The 19,661-nt window shown below is 51.4% G+C and carries 18 protein-coding genes and 2 pseudogenes; 8 read left to right on the top strand and 12 right to left on the bottom strand.

Going from position 1 to position 19,661, the window contains the following annotated elements:
* The first annotated feature begins 144 nt into the window (after nt 1-144).
* Nucleotides 145-1,404: a cytosine permease gene (gene codB, locus HEN21_RS03790; protein WP_176251679.1), complete on the top strand. Its 1,260-nt coding sequence runs from the start codon at nt 145-147 to the stop codon at nt 1,402-1,404.
* On the top strand, nt 1,394-2,677 hold the full coding sequence (codA, locus tag HEN21_RS03785; protein WP_001299008.1) for a cytosine/isoguanine deaminase: 1,284 nt from the start codon (nt 1,394-1,396) through the stop codon (nt 2,675-2,677). Before codB ends, codA begins: the two co-directional genes overlap by 11 nt.
* Before the next feature lie 39 nt (nt 2,678-2,716).
* On the opposite strand, the gene cynR is transcribed toward codA, so the two are convergent.
* Nucleotides 2,717-3,616: a transcriptional regulator CynR gene (gene cynR / locus HEN21_RS03780; RefSeq protein ID WP_176251678.1), complete on the bottom strand. Its 900-nt coding sequence runs from the start codon at nt 3,614-3,616 to the stop codon at nt 2,717-2,719.
* A gap of 109 nt (nt 3,617-3,725) precedes the next feature.
* On the opposite strand from cynR, the gene cynT reads away from it, so the two are divergent.
* The 3 genes from cynT to HEN21_RS03765 are packed head-to-tail and all read left to right on the top strand — an operon-like array spanning nt 3,726 to nt 6,073.
* A complete protein-coding gene (cynT, locus tag HEN21_RS03775; RefSeq protein ID WP_176251677.1) occupies nt 3,726-4,385 on the top strand; it encodes a carbonic anhydrase CynT in 660 nt (219 codons plus the stop codon).
* Nucleotides 4,386-4,415: 30 nt separating this feature from the next.
* The gene (cynS, locus tag HEN21_RS03770) at nt 4,416-4,886 is read left to right on the top strand and encodes a cyanase (RefSeq protein WP_016231598.1); all 471 of its coding nucleotides are present in this window, start codon (nt 4,416-4,418) and stop codon (nt 4,884-4,886) included.
* 5 nt (nt 4,887-4,891) lie between these two features.
* The gene (locus HEN21_RS03765) at nt 4,892-6,073 is read left to right on the top strand and encodes a CynX/NimT family MFS transporter (RefSeq protein WP_176251676.1); all 1,182 of its coding nucleotides are present in this window, start codon (nt 4,892-4,894) and stop codon (nt 6,071-6,073) included.
* 134 nt (nt 6,074-6,207) lie between these two features.
* On the opposite strand, the gene lacA is transcribed toward HEN21_RS03765, so the two are convergent.
* The 5 genes and pseudogenes from lacA to HEN21_RS03740 all read right to left on the bottom strand — a co-directional run.
* The gene (gene lacA / locus HEN21_RS03760; protein WP_024195100.1) at nt 6,208-6,828 is read right to left on the bottom strand and encodes a galactoside O-acetyltransferase; all 621 of its coding nucleotides are present in this window, start codon (nt 6,826-6,828) and stop codon (nt 6,208-6,210) included.
* A gap of 29 nt (nt 6,829-6,857) precedes the next feature.
* The gene (gene lacY / locus HEN21_RS03755; RefSeq protein ID WP_000499564.1) at nt 6,858-8,111 is read right to left on the bottom strand and encodes a lactose permease; all 1,254 of its coding nucleotides are present in this window, start codon (nt 8,109-8,111) and stop codon (nt 6,858-6,860) included.
* Between the two features lie 51 nt (nt 8,112-8,162).
* Complete coding sequence (gene lacZ / locus HEN21_RS03750; RefSeq protein WP_176251675.1) at nt 8,163-11,237, bottom strand: beta-galactosidase; 3,075 nt, start codon at nt 11,235-11,237, stop codon at nt 8,163-8,165.
* Between the two features lie 122 nt (nt 11,238-11,359).
* Entirely contained in the window at nt 11,360-12,442 is a 1,083-nt protein-coding gene (gene lacI / locus HEN21_RS03745) for a DNA-binding transcriptional repressor LacI (protein ID WP_000805868.1), read from the bottom strand.
* A 36-nt stretch (nt 12,443-12,478) separates the two neighbouring features.
* A pseudogene (locus tag HEN21_RS03740) lies at nt 12,479-12,580 on the bottom strand (GlxA family transcriptional regulator); the annotation flags it as partial.
* Nucleotides 12,581-12,642: 62 nt separating this feature from the next.
* Between HEN21_RS03740 and HEN21_RS03735 the strand changes: the two are divergent.
* On the top strand, nt 12,643-13,182 hold the full coding sequence (locus tag HEN21_RS03735) for a DUF2058 domain-containing protein (RefSeq protein WP_001096716.1): 540 nt from the start codon (nt 12,643-12,645) through the stop codon (nt 13,180-13,182).
* 57 nt (nt 13,183-13,239) lie between these two features.
* On the opposite strand, the gene frmA is transcribed toward HEN21_RS03735, so the two are convergent.
* The 5 genes from frmA to HEN21_RS03710 form a co-directional block, all read right to left on the bottom strand.
* Nucleotides 13,240-14,349, bottom strand: coding sequence for an S-(hydroxymethyl)glutathione dehydrogenase (gene frmA, locus HEN21_RS03730; protein ID WP_000842099.1), 1,110 nt, complete (start codon nt 14,347-14,349; stop codon nt 13,240-13,242).
* Between the two features lie 34 nt (nt 14,350-14,383).
* A complete protein-coding gene (frmR, locus tag HEN21_RS03725; protein ID WP_001141271.1) occupies nt 14,384-14,659 on the bottom strand; it encodes a formaldehyde-responsive transcriptional repressor FrmR in 276 nt (91 codons plus the stop codon).
* Nucleotides 14,660-14,862: 203 nt separating this feature from the next.
* Complete coding sequence (locus HEN21_RS03720) at nt 14,863-15,636, bottom strand: YaiO family outer membrane beta-barrel protein (RefSeq protein WP_021550317.1); 774 nt, start codon at nt 15,634-15,636, stop codon at nt 14,863-14,865.
* 1 nt (nt 15,637) lies between these two features.
* Nucleotides 15,638-16,162 (bottom strand): hypothetical protein, encoded by a 525-nt coding sequence (locus HEN21_RS03715; RefSeq protein WP_000582573.1) that lies wholly within the window; start codon nt 16,160-16,162, stop codon nt 15,638-15,640.
* Between the two features lie 34 nt (nt 16,163-16,196).
* Nucleotides 16,197-17,393, bottom strand: a complete 1,197-nt coding sequence (locus HEN21_RS03710; protein WP_000860452.1) for a glycosyltransferase — start codon at nt 17,391-17,393, stop codon at nt 16,197-16,199.
* Between the two features lie 24 nt (nt 17,394-17,417).
* Here HEN21_RS03710 and HEN21_RS23570 point away from each other — a divergent pair, with 24 nt between their 5' ends.
* Nucleotides 17,418-17,486: a hypothetical protein gene (locus tag HEN21_RS23570; protein ID WP_420842033.1), complete on the top strand. Its 69-nt coding sequence runs from the start codon at nt 17,418-17,420 to the stop codon at nt 17,484-17,486.
* Nucleotides 17,487-17,663: 177 nt separating this feature from the next.
* Here the strand turns inward: HEN21_RS23570 and HEN21_RS23565 are convergent.
* Nucleotides 17,664-18,089: pseudogene (locus HEN21_RS23565) on the bottom strand (PIG-L deacetylase family protein); the annotation flags it as partial.
* A gap of 604 nt (nt 18,090-18,693) precedes the next feature.
* Between HEN21_RS23565 and tauA the strand changes: the two are divergent.
* The gene (tauA, locus tag HEN21_RS03700) at nt 18,694-19,656 is read left to right on the top strand and encodes a taurine ABC transporter substrate-binding protein (RefSeq protein WP_176251674.1); all 963 of its coding nucleotides are present in this window, start codon (nt 18,694-18,696) and stop codon (nt 19,654-19,656) included.
* The last annotated feature ends 5 nt before the right edge of the window (nt 19,657-19,661 follow it).

The following is a 19,661-nucleotide window of genomic DNA, read 5'->3' as shown; positions in this document are numbered from 1 at the left end:
TTTTACACAGATAATTTTTTCCCCATCTTTTTTTATTCATTCATATAAAAAATATATTCCACCACGGAAACGATTGCTTTTTATTTTCAGATGAATAGAATGCGGCGGATTTTTTGGGTTTCAAACAGCAAACGGAGGAATTTCGTGTCGCAAGATAACAACTTTAGCCAGGGGCCAGTCCCGCAGTCGGCGCGCAAAGGGGTATTGGCATTGACGTTCGTCATGCTGGGATTAACCTTCTTTTCCGCCAGTATGTGGACCGGCGGCACTCTCGGAACCGGTCTTAGCTATCATGATTTCTTCCTCGCAGTCCTCATCGGTAATCTTCTCCTCGGTATTTACACTTCATTTCTTGGTTACATTGGCGCAAAAACCGGCCTGACCACCCATCTTCTTGCTCGCTTCTCTTTTGGTGTTAAAGGCTCATGGCTGCCTTCACTGCTGCTGGGCGGCACCCAGGTCGGCTGGTTTGGCGTTGGCGTAGCGATGTTTGCTATTCCGGTGGGCAAGGCGACCGGGCTGGATATTAATTTGCTGATTGCCGTATCCGGTCTACTGATGACCGTAACCGTGTTCTTTGGCATTTCGGCGCTGACGGTTCTGTCTGTAATTGCGGTTCCGGCGATTGCCTGCCTTGGCGGTTATTCCGTGTGGCTGGCCGTTAACGGTATGGGCGGTCTGGAGGCATTGAAAGCAGTCGTTCCCGCACAACCGTTAGATTTCAATGTCGCGCTGGCGCTGGTTGTCGGTTCATTTATCAGTGCGGGCACGCTCACCGCTGACTTTGTCCGGTTTGGTCGCAATGCCAAACTGGCGGTGCTGGTGGCGATGGTGGCCTTTTTCCTCGGCAACTCGTTGATGTTTATTTTCGGTGCGGCGGGCGCTGCGGCGCTGGGGATGGCGGATATCTCTGATGTGATGATTGCTCAGGGTCTGCTGCTGCCTGCGATTGTGGTGCTGGGGCTGAATATCTGGACCACCAACGATAACGCACTCTATGCGTCGGGTTTAGGTTTCGCCAACATTACCGGTATGTCGAGCAAAACCCTTTCGGTGATTAACGGTATTATCGGTACGGTCTGCGCATTATGGCTGTATAACAATTTTGTCGGCTGGTTGACCTTCCTTTCGGCAGCTATTCCTCCGGTGGGGGGCGTGATCATCGCCGACTATCTGATGAACCGTCGCTGCTATGAGCACTTTGCGACCACGCGTATGATGAGTGTCAATTGGGTGGCGATTCTGGCTGTCGCGCTGGGGATTGCCGCAGGCCACTGGTTACCGGGAATTGTTCCGGTCAACGCGGTATTAGGTGGCGCGCTGAGCTATCTGATCCTTAACCCGATTTTGAATCGTAAAACGACAGCAGCAATGACGCATGTGGAGGCTAACAGTGTCGAATAACGCTTTACAGACCATTATTAACGCCCGGTTACCCGGCAAAGAGGGGCTGTGGCAGATTCATCTGCAGGACGGAAAAATCAGCGCCATTGATGCGCAATCCGGCGTGATGCCCATAACTGAAAACAGCCTGGATGCCGAACAAGGTTTAGTTATACCGCCGTTTGTGGAGCCGCATATTCACCTGGACACCACGCAAACCGCCGGACAACCGAACTGGAATCAGTCCGGCACGCTGTTTGAAGGCATTGAACGCTGGGCCGAGCGCAAAGCGTTATTAACCCATGACGATGTGAAACAACGCGCCTGGCAAACGCTGAAATGGCAGATTGCCAACGGCATTCAGCATGTGCGTACCCATGTCGATGTTTCGGACGCAACGCTGACCGCGCTGAAAGCAATGCTGGAAGTGAAGCAGGAAGTCGCGCCGTGGATTGATTTGCAAATCGTCGCCTTCCCGCAGGAAGGGATTTTGTCGTATCCCAACGGTGAAGCGTTGCTGGAAGAGGCGCTACGCTTAGGGGCAGACGTCGTTGGGGCGATTCCGCATTTTGAATTTACCCGTGAATACGGCGTGGAGTCGCTGCATAAAACCTTCGCTCTGGCGCAAAAATACGACCGTCTGATCGACGTTCACTGTGATGAGATCGACGATGAGCAGTCGCGCTTTGTCGAAACCGTTGCCGCCCTGGCGCACCGCGAAGGCATGGGCGCGCGCGTCACCGCCAGCCATACCACGGCAATGCACTCCTATAACGGGGCGTATACCTCACGCCTGTTCCGCTTGCTGAAAATGTCCGGTATTAACTTTGTCGCCAACCCGCTGGTCAATATCCATCTGCAAGGACGTTTCGATACTTATCCAAAACGTCGCGGCATTACGCGCGTTAAAGAGATGCTGGAGTCCGGCATTAACGTCTGCTTTGGTCACGATGATGTCTTCGATCCGTGGTATCCGCTGGGGACGGCGAATATGCTGCAAGTGCTGCATATGGGACTGCATGTTTGCCAGTTGATGGGCTACGGGCAGATTAACGATGGCCTGAATTTAATCACCCACCACAGCGCCAGAACGTTGAATTTGCAGGATTACGGCATTGCCGCCGGAAACAGCGCCAACCTGATCATCCTGCCGGCAGAAAACGGATTTGATGCGCTGCGCCGTCAGGTTCCGGTACGTTATTCGGTACGTGGCGGCAAGGTGATTGCCAGCACACAACCGGCACAAACCACCGTATATCTGGAGCAGCCAGAAGCCATCGATTACAAACGGTAATTTCCTCTGTGTTGAAGAGCCACTGACCTGTGTCAGTGGCTACCGTGATTCATTCCCGCCAACAACCGCGCATTCCTCCAACGCCATGTGCAAAAATGCCTTCGCAGCGGCTGTCTGCCAGCTATTTTTCCGCCGCAACAAAACCGCCGTTCTCTCCAGTAGTGGCGGGGCAAGAGAAATAGCTTTAAGCCCATCATGTTGTGTGGCAATCGCTGCTGGTAACAATGTGGAAAGGGAAGTGCGGCGAATCAGCTCCAGAACCGCGCTAATTGAGTTTGCCTCAATGACCACCTGTGGATGTAACCCCGCTTTCTCGCAGTAGTGGTCAATTTGCTCTCTGGTGGCAAATTCCGCGCTGAGCAGAACCAGTTTTTCATCATGCAAGCGACTCAACGCCACCTGTTCACAGGCAGCCAGCGGATGATGTTGCGCCACGACTAACGCTAAACTTTCTGTCAGTAAAGGAATTGCCTCCAGCTCCGGCGAATGCACAGGCGCGAAAGCAATCCCAACGTCCAGCTCGTCGCGGCAAAGCAGATCTTCGATTTTCTCCTGCGACATTTCCTGTAGCCGGAGCGTGATGCCGGGGTAACGCACATAGAAATCCGCCATTAAGGGGCCGATAAAGTAGCTCGTAAAGGTGGGGGTGACGGCGATACGCAGCGATCCTCGCGTCAGATCGGCAACATCATGAATCGCCCGTTTACCCGCTCCCAGTTCCTGTAATGCCCGGCTGGCGTACTGTCGCCAGACTTCCCCTGCATCAGTGAGACGAATCGTTCTCCCGCTACGGTCAAACAGCGGCACGCCTAAACTCTCCTCTAACTGGCGAATCTGCTGGGAAAGCGCAGGCTGGGAGACGTGCAACGCACTGGCGGCACGGGTGAAGCTGCCATGTTCAGCCACGGCAAGAAAATAATTGATATGTCGAGAGAGCATTTGCCAACCTATAAGTAAATCCAATAGAACTCATCATAAATGAGACTTTTACCTTATGACAATCGGCGAGTAGTCTGCCTCTCATTCCAGAGACAGACAGAGGTTAACGGTGAAAGAGATTATTGATGGATTCCTTAAATTCCAGCGCGAGGCATTTCCGAAGCGGGAAGCCTTGTTTAAACAGCTGGCGACACAGCAAAGCCCGCGCACCCTTTTTATTTCCTGCTCCGATAGCCGTCTGGTTCCTGAGCTGGTGACGCAACGTGAACCCGGCGATCTGTTTGTTATTCGCAACGCGGGCAATATCGTCCCTTCTTACGGGCCAGAACCCGGTGGTGTTTCGGCTTCGGTGGAGTATGCCGTTGCTGCGCTTCGGGTATCCGACATTGTGATTTGTGGTCATTCAAACTGTGGCGCGATGACCGCCATTGCCAGCTGTCAGTGCATGAACCATATGCCTGCCGTCTCCCACTGGCTGCGTTATGCCGATTCTGCCCGCGTCGTTAATGAGGCGCGCCCGCATCCCGATTTACCGTCCAAAGCTGCGGCGATGGTGCGTGAAAACGTGATTGCTCAGTTGGCTAATTTGCAAACTCATCCATCGGTGCGCCTGGCGCTCGAAGAGGGGCGGATCGCCCTGCACGGTTGGGTCTACGACATTGAAAGCGGCAGCATCGCAGCCTTTGACGGCGCAACCCGCCAGTTCGTGCCACTGGCAACCAATCCCGGCGTTTGTGCCATACCGCTACGCCAGCAAGCTGCAGCGTAACCATACTTTTAATCCATCAGGAGATTTACCATGATTCAGTCGCAAATTAACCGCAATATTCGTCTTGATCTTGCCGATGCTATTTTGCTCAGCAAAGCTAAAAAAGATCTCTCATTTGCCGAGCTTGCCGACGGCACCGGTCTGGCAGAAGCCTTCGTGACCGCTGCTTTGCTGGGGCAGCAGGCGCTTCCTGCCGACGCTGCCCGTCTGGTTGGGGCGAAACTGGATCTCGACGAAGACGCCATTCTACTGTTGCAGATGATTCCGCTGCGTGGCTGCATTGATGACCGTGTTCCAACCGACCCAACGATGTACCGTTTCTATGAAATGTTGCAGGTGTACGGCACCACTCTGAAAGCGTTGGTTCATGAGAAGTTCGGCGATGGCATCATCAGTGCGATTAACTTCAAACTCGACGTCAAGAAGGTGGCGGACCCGGAAGGTGGCGAACGCGCGGTCATCACCTTAGATGGCAAATATCTGCCAACCAAACCGTTCTGACAGCCATGCGCGACCATCAAAAGACGTTCACGATGCTGCTGGTTCTGGTGCTGATTGGTCTTAATATGCGACCACTGCTCACCTCCGTCGGACCACTGCTACCGCAATTGCGTCAGGCGAGTGGAATGAGCTTTAGCGTGGCAGCCCTGTTGACGGCTCTGCCGGTGGTCACCATGGGCGGGCTGGCGCTGGCCGGAAGCTGGCTTCATCAGCATGTCAGCGAACGTCGCAGCGTCGCCATCAGCCTGGTGCTGATTGCCGTCGGTGCATTGATGCGTGAGCTTTACCCTAAAAGTGCGCTGCTGCTCAGCAGCGCACTGCTCGGTGGGGTGGGAATCGGCATCATTCAGGCGGTGATGCCTTCGGTGATTAAACGGCAGTATCAGCAGCGCACGCCACTGGTGATGGGGCTGTGGTCTGCGGCATTAATGGGCGGTGGTGGACTTGGTGCTGCCCTGACGCCCTGGTTAGTTCAACACAGCGAAAACTGGTATCAAACACTCGCCTGGTGGGCGCTACCTGCCATTATTGCGCTCTTTGCCTGGTGGTGGCAGAGCAATCTCCAGGCCTCTTCATCTCACAACACGACAATCACTCCGGTTCGTGTGGTATTCACTCCTCGCGCCTGGACGCTGGGGCTTTACTTCGGTCTGATTAACGGCGGTTACGCCAGCCTGATTGCCTGGTTACCCGCCTTCTATATTGAGATTGGCGCCAGCGCGCAGTACAGCGGCTCCTTGCTGGCGTTGATGACGCTAGGGCAAGCTGCGGGGGCGTTACTGATGCCTGCCATGGCTCGCCATCAGGATCGGCGCAAACTTTTGATGCTGGCACTGGCGTTACAACTGGTTGGTTTCTGTGGCTTTATCTGGCTGCCACTGCAATTGCCGGTATTGTGGGTGATGGTGTGTGGTTTAGGTCTGGGCGGCGCGTTTCCGCTCTGTTTGCTGCTGGCTCTCGACCACTCTGCGCAACCGGCTATTGCTGGCAAGCTGGTGGCGTTTATGCAGGGGATCGGCTTTATCATCGCCGGGCTTTCCCCCTGGTTTTCTGGCGTGTTGCGTAGTATCAGCGGCAATTACCTGATGGACTGGGTGTTTCATGCGCTGTGCGTTGTTGGGCTGATGATCATAACCCTGCGATTTGCACCGGCACGTTTTCCGCAGCTGTGGATCAAAGAGGCATGAGGCGACGCTTGTTTCGCCAGATGATGGGAAAATAAATTATTGTCAGATGCGCTTTGTTCACGCCGGATGCGGCGTGAACGCCTTATCAGGCCTACGTAGAGCACTGAACTTGCAGGCCTGATAAGCGTAGCGCATCAGGCAATTTTGCTTTTGCCATCAGTCTCATAATCTTTGAAATAATATTGCTTATCCCGGTCGTTTATTTCGCGAATAACCCGACAAGGAACGCCCGCAGCCACGACGTTTGGCGGAATGTTTTTTGTTACGACACTACCCGCGCCAATAACCGAATTTTCCCCGATGGTGACGCCTGGATTAATGACTACATGACTGCCAATCCAGACATTATTACCAATCGTTATCGGAAAAGAGTACATCTCTCCGTTTTTTCTTAATTCATGGTGTACAGGGTGCCCGGTAACGGAAATAGTAACGTTGGGTGCAATCAGTACGTTATCACCGATCGTTACCGTGTAATCATCGACGATGGTTAAATTGAAATTTGCATAAAAATTGCGGCCTATATGGATGTTGGAACCGTAAGAGAAATAGACAGGCGGTTCTATCCAGGCATTTTCCCCTACCGTGGCAAACATTTCTTTAATCAGGCTTTCCCTTTTTTCAACTTCCGCTGGATGCGAGTGATTAAACTCATACATTAACGTTTTCCCACGAAGTCTTTTTTCAGGTAAGCCTTCGCACATATCGGTAAATAACTTTCCTGCTTTTATTCTTTCTGTCATCGACATGTTCATTACGATTATTCCGTTCCGACATTGATTGCTTAAGCGACTTCATTCACCTGGCGACGCAGCAGAGAAAGCGGGCCGGGGCCGCTAAGCGTGAACACGGAAATTAAGGTGAAGCCCAGCGCCACCAGACCCAGCACCAGATACGCGCCCTGGAAACCGATACTTTCATACATATTGCCTGCCAGAACAGACATAAAAATCATCGCCAGTTGCTTAAAGAAGCAGAAACAGACCAGATAAATTGTCGCTGAAAAACGCACTTCAAACTGGCTGGTAATATATTTAAAGCAGCCCACCAGCAGGAACGGTACTTCAAACATATGCAGCGTTTTTAGAATAACCACTTCCAGTGCCGAGGTGGCGAACGATGAGCCAATAATACGTACTGACATAATGGTGCCAGCCAGCAGCAGGGCGTTTTTCCCGCCGATGCGATTAATGATCAGTGGCGCAAAGAACATAATCGAAGCGTTAAGTAATTCGCCCATTGTTGTGACATAGCCAAATACCCGCGTACCCTGCTCACCGGTGGCAAAGAACGAAGTAAAGAAATTAGCAAACTGTTGGTCAAAAACATCGTAGGTGCAGGAAACGCCAATAACATACAGCGACAAAAACCACAGTTTGGGTTGTCTGAACAGTTCCAGCGCCAGCTTAAGGCTAAATGCCGAATGGTTGGCACCTACGGCATTGGCAACCGTGGCGGAAGAAGGTGCATCCGTTTTGGCGAAAAAGAGCAAAATGGCGAGAATGAGTGCACAGCCAGAACCCAGCCAGAAAACAAACTGGTTGTTGATGGTGAACATAATGCCGACAATCGAGGCACACAGCGCCCAGCCAACGCAGCCAAACATCCGAGCGCGACCAAATTCGAAATTACTGCGACGGCTGACCTTCTCGATAAATGCTTCTACTGCTGGCGCACCGGCGTTAAAACAAAAGCCAAGATAAATACCACCAACAACCGAACCTACTAAAATATTGTATTGTAACAGCGGGCCAAAGATAAAAATAAAGAATGGCGCAAACATCACTAACATGCCGGTAATAATCCACAGCAGGTATTTGCGCAGTCCAAGTTTGTCAGAAAGCAAGCCAAACAGCGGTTGAAATAACAGAGAGAACAGGGAAATCGCAGCGAAAATAATGCCCGTATCACTTTTGCTGATATGGTTGATGTCATGTAGCCAAATCGGGAAAAACGGGAAGTAGGCTCCCATGATAAAAAAGTAAAAGAAAAAGAATAAGCCGAACATCCAAAAGTTTGTGTTTTTTAGATAGAACATAATGGATTTCCTTACGCGAAATACGGGCAGACATGGCCTGCCCGGTTATTATTATTTTTGACGCCAGACTAACTGGTAATGGTAGCGACCGGCGCTCAGTTGGTATTCTGCCGAAACGGACGGGCTCCAGGAGTCGTCGCCACCAATCCCCATATGGAAACCGTCGATATTCAGCCAGCTGCCTTCTTCCGCGTGCAGCAGATGGCGATGACTGGTTTCCATCAGTTGTTGTTGGCTGTAGCGGCTGATATTGAACTGGAAGTTGCCGCGCCACTGGTGTGAGCCATAATTCAATTCGCGCGTCCCGCAGCGCAGACCGTTCTCGCTCGGGAAGACGTACGGCGTATACATGTCAGACAACGGCAGATCCCAGCGGTCAAAACAGGCCGCAGTAAGGCGGTCGGGATAGTTTTCTTGCGGCCCCAGCCCCAGCCAGTTAACCCGTTCTGCGACCTGTGCCAGTTGGCAGGTCAGGCCAATCCGCGCCGGATGCGGCGTATCGCTTGCCACTTCAACATCCACACTGATGGCCATTTCACCGAGTCCATCAATCCGGTAGGCTTTCCGGCTGATAAATAAAGTTTTCCCCTGATGCTGCCAGGCGTGGACAGTCGTAATCAGCACCGCGTCGGCAAGCAGATCTGCCGTGCACTGCAACAACATCGCTTCTGCCTGGTAATGTCCCGCTGCCTTCCAGCGTTCTACCCAGGCGTTCGGGTCAATACGCGTTGCTTCACTCACGCCAATGTCGTTATCCAGCGGCGCACGGGTGAACTGGTCGCGCAGCGGCGTCAGAAGTTGTTTTTCATCGCCAATCCACATCTGAGAAAGAAGGCCTGACTGGCGGTTAAATTGCCAACGCTTGTTATCCAGCACGATACAAAAATCCGTTTCGCTGGTGGTCAGTTGCGGGGCGGAGTGGGGCGCAGAGGGAAGCGTCACACTGAGGTTTTCCGCCAGTCGCCACTGTTGCCAGGCGCTGATGTGTCCGGCTTCTGACCATGCGGTCGCGTTCGGTTGCACTACGCGTACCGTGAGCCAGAGTTGTCCGGCGCTCTCCGGCTGTGGCAGTTCAGGCAATTCAATCAACTGTTTACCTTGCGGGACGACATTCAGAGGCACTTCGCCACTTGCCAGCGGCTTGCCATCCAGCGCCACCGACCAGTGCAGGGTTTCGTTATCGCTATGACGGAACAGGTATTCGCTGTTCACTTCGATGATTCGCTCGGATAAACGGAACTGGAAAAACTGCTGCTGGTGTTTTGCTTCCGTCAGCGCCGGATGCGGCGTGCGATCGGCAAAGACCAGACCGTTCATGCAGAACTGGCGATCGTTTGGCGTATCGCCAAAATCACCGCCGTAGGCCGACCACGGGTTGCCGTTTTCATCATATTTAATCAGTGACTGATCCACCCAGTCCCAGACGAAGCCACCCTGTAAACGAGGGTACTGACGAAACGCCTGCCAGTATTTGGCAAAGCCGCCGAGGCTGTTACCCATCGCGTGGGCGTATTCACAGAGGATCAGCGGGCGCAACTCACCTGGCAGCGAAAGCCATTTTTTGATTGACCATTTCGGTACTGCCGGGAAGGGTTGATCTTCATCCACGCGCGCGTACATCGGGCAAATAATATCGGTTGCAGAGGTGTCGGCTCCGCCGCCTTCATACTGCACCGGACGTGATGGATCGACAGATTTAATCCAGCGATACAGCGCGTCGTGATTAGCGCCGTGGCCTGATTCATTCCCCAGCGACCAGATAATTACGCTCGGGTGATTACGATCGCGCTGCACCATACGCGTTACGCGTTCGCTCATTGCTGGCAGCCACTGCGGATCATCTGTCAGGCGGTTCATTGGCACCATGCCGTGGGTTTCAATATTAGCTTCATCCACCACATACAGGCCGTAGCGGTCGCACAGCGTGTACCACAGCGGATGGTTCGGATAATGCGAACAGCGCACGGCGTTAAAGTTGTTTTGCTTCATCAGCAGGATATCCTGCACCATCGTCTGCTCATCCATGACCTGACCGTGCAGGGGATGATGCTCGTGACGGTTAACGCCGCGAATCAGCAACGGCTTACCGTTCAGCAGCAGCAGACCATTTTCAATCCGCACCTGGCGGAAGCCGACATCACAGGCTTCCGCTTCAATCAGCTCGCCGTCAGTGGTGTGCAGTTCAACTACCGCACGGTAAAGATTCGGTGTTTCTGCGCTCCACAACGCCGGGTTTTCGACGTTCAGACGTAGCGTGACGCGATCGGCATAACCGCCGCGCTCATCGATAATTTCGCCGCCGAAAGGCGCGGTGCCGCTGGCGACCTGCGTTTCCCCCTGCCACAAAGAAACCGTTATCCGCAGATCGTCGCATAGTTCGCCACACATGTGGACTTCAGCGTCGAGAACAGCGCGGCTGAAATCGTCATTAAAGTGAGTAGCAACATGGAAATCGCTGATTTGTGTGGTTGGTTTGTGCAGCAACGAGACGTCGCGGAAAATGCCACTCATCCGCCACATATCCTGATCTTCCAGATAACTGCCGTCACTCCAGCGCAACACCATCACCGCGAGGCGGTTTTCTCCGGCGCGTAAAAAGTCACTCAGATCAAATTCAGACGGCAAACGGCTGTCCTGCCCGTAACCGACCCAGCGTCCGTTGCACCACAAATGAAACGCTGAGTTAACCCCATCAAAAATAATCCGCGTCTGACCTTCCTGTAGCCAGCTTTCATCGACATTAAATGTGAGCGAGTAACATCCAGTCGGATTCTCTGCGGGAACACACGGCGGATTGACCGCAATGGGATAGGTCACGTTGGTGTAGATGGGGGCATCGTAACCGTGCATCTGCCAGTTTGAGGGGACGGGGACTGTATCGGCGTCAGGAAGATCGCACTCCAGCCAGCTTTCCGGCACAGCTTCGGGGGCGGGGAACCAGGCAAATTGCCATTTGCCATTCAGACTGTGCAACTGGCGGGAAGGGCGATTCTCGCGGGCTTCTTCACTATTTCGCCAGCTGGCAAAAGGAGGATGCGCCGCAAGGCGGTTGAGTTGGGTAACGCCAGGGTTTTCCCAGTCACGACGTTGTAATACGACGGACAGTGAATCCGTAATCATGGTCATTGCTGTATCCTGTGTGAAATTGTTATCCGCTCACAATTTCACACAACATACGAGCCGGAAGCATAGAGTGTAAAGCCTGGGGTGCTTAATGAGTGAGCTGACTCACATTAATTGTGTTGCGCTCACTGCCCGGTTTCCAGCCGGGAAATTTGCCGTGCCAGTTGCATTAATGAATCCGCCAACGCGCGGGGAGAGGCAGTTTGCGTATTGGGTGGCAGGGTGGTTTTACGTGTCACCAGTGATACGGGCAATAGCTGATTTCCCTTCACCGCCTGGCCCTGAGAGAGTTGCAGCAAGCGGTCCACGCTGGTTTGCCCCAGCAGGCGAAAATCCTGTTTAATGGTGGTTAACGGTGGGATATAACACGAGCTGTCTTCGGTATCGTCGTATCCCACTACCGAGATATCCGCGCCGACGCGTAGCCCGGACTCGGTAATGGCGCGCATTGCACCCAGCGCCATCTGATCGTTAGCAACCAGCATTGCGGTGGGAGTAATGCCCTCATTCAGCATCTGCATGGTTTGTTGAAAACCGGACATGGCGCTCCAGTCGCCCTCAAGCTCCGCTATTGGCTGTAGTTGATTGCAATCGAGATATTTGTGCCAGCCCGCCAGACGCAGACGCGCCGAGACAGAACTTAATGGACCCGCTAACAGCGCAATTTGCAGGTGACCCAACGCGACCAGATGCTCCACGCCGAGCCGTGCGCCGTCATCATGGGAAAAAATAATGCTGTTAATGGGGGATTTGTCGGAGACATCAAGAAACAAAACTGGCACGTGACCGCAGGCTGCCTCTACGGCGATGGCATCTTGTTCATCCAGGGGATAGTTGATGATCAGGCCGCTGACGCGTTGTGCGAGAAGATTATGAACCGCCGCTTTACAGGCTTCGACGCCACTGCGTTCCACCATTGATACCACTACGCTGGCACCGAGTTGATCGGCGCGGGATTTAATTGCCGCAACGATTTGTGAAGGCGCATGAAGCGCCAGGTTGGAAGTGGCAACGCCAATCAGCAGCGACTGTTTGCCCGCCAGTTGCTGTGCCACGCGGTTGGGAATGTAATTCAGCTCCGCCATTGCCGCTTCCACTTTTTCCCGCGTTTTCGCCGAAACGTGGCTGGCCTGATTTACCACGCGGGAAACGGTCTGATAAGAGACTCCGGCATACTCGGCGACATCGTATAGTGTTACTGGTTTCACATTCACAACCCTGAATTGACTCTCTTCCGGGCGCTATCATGCCATACCACGGAAGGTTTTGCGCCACCCTGCAGGGCTGACACCAAAGTGAAATTTAAAATGCTGACGCCAGGTCACATGAGAGAGAAAGCCCACTTCGATACACTCACTGTATTTACAGGTATACTCGCAAAAATTATTCAGCGGGTTTGGAAATAAAGATGGCAAAACTTACCTTACAAGAGCAGTTGCTCAAAGCAGGATTAGTCACCAGCAAAAAAGCGGCGAAGGTCGAGAGAACGGCGAAAAAATCGCGCGTTCAGGCGCGTGAAGCTCGGGCGGCGGTAGAGGAAAATAAAAAGGCACAGCTTGAGCGTGATAAACAGCTTAGTGAGCAACAAAAACAAGCTGCATTAGCGAAAGAATATAAAGCTCAGGTGAAGCAGCTTATCGAAATGAACCGTATCACCATTACCAATGGCGATATCGGTTTTAACTTCACCGACGGCAATCTGATTAAGAAAATTTTTGTCGATAAGCTCACGCAAACGCAGTTGATTAATGGCCGTCTGGCGATTGCCCGTTTGGTTACTGACGGCAATAGTGAAGGTGAATACGCCATTATTCCGGCAAGCGTTGCCGACAAAATCGCCCAGCGTGATGCCAGCAGTATTGTGTTGCACAGTGCACTCAGCGCCGAAGAGCAGGATGAAGACGATCCGTATGCCGACTTTAAGGTGCCTGATGATTTGATGTGGTAATTATATGTCCGTCACCATCCGCGAACAGGATGGCGACGGCTTGTTACGTGCGGGATATTAATAACGAATGACGGTGCGAATGGATTTGCCTTCATGCATTAATTCAAAGGCGTCATTAATTTCATCCAGACTCATGGTATGCGTTACAAACGGCTCCAGGTCGATATTACCTTTCATCGCATCTTCAACCATACCCGGCAACTGGGAACGACCTTTCACGCCGCCAAATGCGGAACCTTTCCATACGCGACCGGTGACCAACTGGAATGGACGGGTTGAGATTTCCTGACCAGCGCCAGCCACACCAATGATTATCGACTGACCCCAGCCACGGTGAGCACTTTCCAGCGCCGCGCGCATCACATTGACGTTGCCGATGCACTCAAAGGTATGGTCGATCCCCCATTTGTTGATATCCAGCAGGACATCTTTAATCGGTTTGTCGTAGTCATTCGGATTAATGCAGTCGGTGGCACCGAAACGACGCGCCAGATCGAATTTCTTCGGGTTGGTATCGATAGCGATAATCCGTCCCGCTTTCGCCTGACGTGCGCCCTGAACCACTGCCAGACCAATAGCGCCAAGACCAAACACGGCAACAGAATCACCAGGCTGGACTTTAGCGGTGTTGTGCACTGCGCCAATACCGGTGGTAACGCCACAGCCCAGCAGGCAGACGTGTTCATGGTTTGCTTCTGGGTTAATTTTGGCCAGTGAAACTTCCGCGACCACGGTATATTCACTGAAGGTGGAACAGCCCATGTAGTGATACAGCGGTTGCCCATTGTAAGAAAAACGTGTGGTGCCGTCTGGCATCAGGCCTTTGCCCTGGGTTTCGCGAACCGCGACGCAGAGGTTGGTTTTGCCAGAACGACAGAACTCACACTCGCCGCACTCTGCGGTGTAAAGCGGGATCACATGGTCGCCAGGTTTAACGCTGGTCACGCCTTCACCGACTTCAACCACAACGCCAGCCCCTTCGTGACCGAGAACGACCGGGAATACACCTTCCGGGTCATCGCCGGAAAGGGTAAATGCGTCGGTATGGCAGACGCCGGTATGAGTGACTTTTATCAGCACTTCACCTTTTTTCGGTGGTGCAACGTCAATTTCAACGATTTCCAGTGGTTTACCGGGTGCAAATGCAACGGCAGCACGTGATTTCATATTTCGCTTTTCCTCAATAGGGTAGTGGTTTCAGCTACTTAAGATAGGCTCGAACCAGTTCAATCGTGTCATCAACGGATTGGCTGACTTCGCGGCTGTAGCAGTCATTTCGGTCAAACGTTTCCCGGATATGGCTTTCAAGCACTTCTGCCATCAGCCCGTTAGCCGCGCCCCGAACGGCAGCGATCTGCTGGAGTATGGCACGGCATTCGGCATCACCCTCCAGTGACCGTTCCAGAGCATCAATCTGCCCCCGAATGCGACGAACTCGAGTAAGCACCTTTTTCTTCTCTTCCGGAGTACTGGGCATTTCGCACCTCATCTCATCTGCACGCAACATACTATAGGGGGGTATGCTATGTGTCAATGCATACCCCCCTATAGTATATAACACCGGAGAATAAAATTTATCCGATGAATGTGGGTGATGTCTGGAGGAAACGAAGAGGGAAGGAGAGTGTTTGGGCGCTAATCACGTGGGATTGCCGCCCGGATAGCAGGCGGCGGAAGGAATCAGAATTTCCAGGTCAGATTGGCAGCGAATTGCAGGCCGTTATAATCATCGGTTGGCGTGTCATACCATACTTTACCCGCCGTCAGCCCCAGATTAAGTTGCTCAGTCAACGGTTGAATACGTTGTAAACTGGCGCTCTTCATGCTGCCATGACGCGTCTCTGGCGACCAGTCGTAGGTGTAAGCTCCCGTCCCACGACTAAGCCAAAGTTGAGTATAACCGCCGCCGCGAGGGTCATTCAGACGCATGGAAATCATATTGCTGTAACTGCCGCCCGCATCGCTGGAGTCATAATGGGTATAGCGATAGCTGGTGATCACCGGGCCAGTGTAGAGCGATACGCCGCCTTGCCAGGCATCGACTTCAACATCATCGTAATATTTAGTGTAGCGATAACCGGTCGTGAACAGCGTTTTTGGCAGCAGGGCCAGGTTAATATCCTGACGAAAATCCTGGCGAGCAAAGACCGGCGTATTATCCGCAAAGGCAATCCCCGTGCGGGTTGTCAGCCAGTTATTCCATTTGTACCAGACAGCACCCTGACCGCGTGTAGCATTGAAACGTTCAGTCTCATAATCACGACGCCCCTGGGAAAGATTAAAAAGCAGCGTTGCGTTTTCAACTTTCGCCACCAGTTCAGCATACGCTAAATTACGGTTGCCATGATCGCCAGAATAATCGGTAAAATCGTAGCCTGCGGTAATGGAAGTTAACCCGGCATAAGCGGGCAATGTGCTAAAGATTGCCGCTGCTAATAACGTCCGTTTTATCATTTTAATCTCCTGTACGGATAAGCTCTTGCCGGAGTGAATAATTTCCGGTAGGTAAATTGCGTTCTACAATAACGCGCGGGCCAAGTTGCGTGTTTGGCGAAATAATTCGTCCAGGTAAAATAATTACCTGCACACCAAGACGTGAACGCTGACCAATATAACAACCTAATTTATCGCAGCCGGTAGCGATAATACCCTCTGGGGTGCGAACCGATACTGGCTGTTCATCCAGTCGATGATTACTGGTACGCACCTGTGCGCCCAAATATGCCTGGCTTGCAACAACAGAATCGGCAATAAAACATTGCGGTCCAATCATCGCTTCCGCTTCAATAACTGCATTTTTGATTTCAGTGGCAAAACCAATTTTTACGTCATTGTTGATTACCGTACCGGGGCGAATAAACGCATAATTACCTATCAGGCAGTTTGCACCAATCACTACCGGCCCTTGAATAACCACACCGTGGCAAATACGGGTATTGGCACCGATAACAACTTCACCGGCACTTTCATCAATAATCACCTGGTCAGCAATCTGAATATTTTTCTCTTTAACATTAAGCTTCAGATAGCTTTTCAGTTCCTGCGACAGAAGGTTGGGAATAAGCGGTTGGCGCTTCCACCAGTGCGGAATAACGGGTGGGTTTGTCGCGCTGAGGTTCGCGTCCAGTAAAAAAGGCAATAAGTCCATAAATAATCCAGATGGCATAAGCTAATAATACATACACAACGGAAAGTGGCGCTAAAGGCACCAACAACCAGCAACGATGAAACCAGGCGCTAAAAGCACCAATAACACAAACTACGCCGACCCAGATAAGCGGAAACATAGCCACTATTACGCCATGTGGCCCGGTGGTAATTAATTCATTAAACCAGGTGGTGAGATAAATCCCAACGCCATAGAGCACGACCAACAGCATAGGGAAAATACTGAAGATGCCGAAACGGCTAAATAAAAGCCTTTTATGCAGACGCATACATACCGCATAGCCCACAATCCAACGTCGCCAGCGACGCCACTCCTCGCGCGGGTTGTTGCATTCCTGAGGGTATACGATGCAGCGATTTGCCTGACGAATTCGGTAACCATTGGCGACCAACGTCCAGGTGAGGTCGAGATCTTCAACTTTGGTACGATCCGAGAAACCGAATTTACGCAATACATCGGTACGGAACATCCCGCAGGCACCGCTGATAATAAACGGGGCGCCGCCCAAAAGCTGTTGTAGCGTGCGCTTCATAACGATCATCGGCAGTTTCACAGTAGCGCGAATATGTGGCAGCAAACCTGCGCCTTTTAATGCTGTGGAGGGAATGCCGCCTACGGCATCAGCACCACGCTCAATTTCCGCCAACATATAACCCATGCCGTTTTTATCTGGAGGGACGTAAGTATCGGCATCGCTTAAAAAAACCTGGTCACATGTGGCGTAGTTGAGGCCGTTCATTAGAGCGCCGCCTTTGCCGGTATTTTTTTGCGTAACAGCAACAAACCGATCGCCCCATTTGCGTTTCACTTCCGCCATTACCGCTTCGGTATTATCTGTGGAACCGTCGTTAACGCAAATTACCCGACAAAAATAAGGGTTGCGCAGCAGATTTTCCAGCGACTGTGCCAGACAAGGGCCTTCGTTATAGGCAGGAATAATTGCGTCAATACAGCCTTTCTTTTGGCTGGGCTTACGCCTTAACGTACTCAAAAACCATAGCAATATTGCTACGGCCATAAATATAAAGATCCAGGTTTTCATTTAATCTACTCAAAGAATCATTTTATGAATAACAAAGCCTTCACCCAGATCGCTATTGACCTGTTGTCCGCGAAATTGTGCAACAGCACGTAAACGTTCATGACGCATATAATCACGTCGCTCCTGGCTTTTATGTTTTTTTAACGCTGCAAGTTTTACAGTAAAATATTCTTCTTTTACGGATTCAAAAACCTGGGGCATAAATGAAAGCCAGGTGCTTGGAGTTTCATAGCCGAGAATCTGTGGAATAGTACGGCAGGCAACCATTGATGCCTGATAAACTGCCAGATGATCCTGATGGCGGTCAGCATCATGCATGGTATATACCCGTATGATTTCTACATCAGCGGGAATTTGATTTTTAATAATATCTTCCAGGGAGGAAATCATATCATTGAGTTGCAGATGTGTACGGGTGTCTGAAAAATTAAGATGAATAGTTTGCTGACACCCCAACATCTTTAATGCTTCGCGAGATTCTTCATGACGATCGATGATTTCGCTTACACCCGAATCGCCAGCAGTCATGACAACGGCGGTGATATAAAATCCTTTCTGCGCAAGACGAGCAAGCGATGCGCCACAACCTAATTCAATATCGTCAGGATGTGCGCCAATCGCAAGGATACCTTTCCTCTTTTCTGCTGAAGAATGCAACGCAGAATTTAAAACCTTATCCAATTCATGACACTCCATTGTAATTATTATGCTGAAAGCGCGACGAATGCAGAGCGGCAACCCTCTGCAACATACTCAGATGTTAAAAATGACACGCGGTAAAAAAGAATAATCCTGAGAACAGGTCAATTAATGCCCGGAGGGCCGTAAGCGGTATAAGTTTGATTTGTGTGTATCATATGTTAAGTATTTGTGTGTTTTGTGAGTGTGATTATATTTTTTATATATTGTATTTAGATGTGATTTAGTTTGTCAATTAATTGCATTTAAAAAATATCTTTTATCAACCATTACTTTTTATATTCGTTTTATGAATGGATTGGTATGACGAAGAGGTTTTAAAGGTTGCATCATATGAAATCAGAATAATATATCTATTTATTATTGGTTGCCTGGTTGGTGGAGTGGTGAAATAAATTTTTATCGTTTGAATTTTTATTCGTATATAAAAGGAAATGTGGCATTCCTTTGTGGGGAAACGGTTGGTAAATGCATAACTCATCTATCTTTTGCCGTTTTTTTGCTAAGAATAAAAACATATTGTCCATAATGATTAATTCTTTTATCAAATTATTTTCTCCGCGAATACTGCTCCCATAACAAGACAGGGGAGCAGACAATCATGGCAATTTCATCGCGTAATACACTTCTTGCCGCACTGGCATTCATCGCTTTTCAGGCGCAGGCGGTGAACGTCACCGTTGCGTATCAAACCTCCGCCGAACCGGCGAAAGTGGCTCAGGCCGATAACACCTTCGCCAAAGAGAGCGGAGCGACCGTGGACTGGCGTAAGTTTGACAGCGGGGCCAGTATCGTGCGGGCGCTGGCTTCTGGCGACGTGCAAATCGGTAATCTTGGCTCCAGCCCGTTAGCGGTCGCTGCCAGTCAGCAGGTGCCGATTGAAGTCTTCTTGCTGGCGTCAAAACTGGGTAACTCCGAAGCACTGGTGGTAAAGAAAACTATCAGCAAACCGGAAGATCTGATTGGCAAACGCATCGCCGTGCCGTTTATCTCCACCACTCACTACAGCCTGCTGGCGGCGCTGAAACACTGGGGCATAAAACCCGGACAAGTGGAGATTGTGAACCTGCAACCGCCAGCAATTATCGCCGCCTGGCAACGGGGAGATATTGATGGTGCTTATGTGTGGGCGCCGGCGGTAAATGCGCTGGAAAAAGACGGCAAGGTGCTGACAGACTCTGAACAGGTCGGGCAGTGGGGCGCACCGACGCTGGATGTTTGGGTAGTGCGGAAAGATTTTGCTGAGAAACATCCTGAGGTGGTGAAAGCGTTCGCTAAAAGCGCCATCGATGCCCAGCAACCGTACATTGCGAATCCGGACGCGTGGCTGAAACAGCCGGAAAACATTAGCAAACTGGCGCGCTTGAGCGGCGTACCGGAAGGTGACGTACCGGGGCTGGTCAAGGGAAATACCTATCTGACGCCGCAGCAGCAAACGGCAGAACTGACCGGAGCGGTGAACAAAGCGATCATCGATACCGCGCAGTTTTTGAAAGAGCAGGGCAAAGTCCCCGCCGTGGCGAATGATTACAGCCAGTACGTTACCTCGCGCTTCGTGCAATAAAAGGA

It is taken from the genome of Escherichia sp. 93.1518, assembly GCF_013368915.2.
GTDB classification, from domain to species: Bacteria; Pseudomonadota; Gammaproteobacteria; order Enterobacterales; family Enterobacteriaceae; genus Escherichia; species Escherichia ruysiae.
Note: the sequence above shows the minus strand (reverse complement) of the source record. Positions and strands in the feature narration are given on the sequence as shown.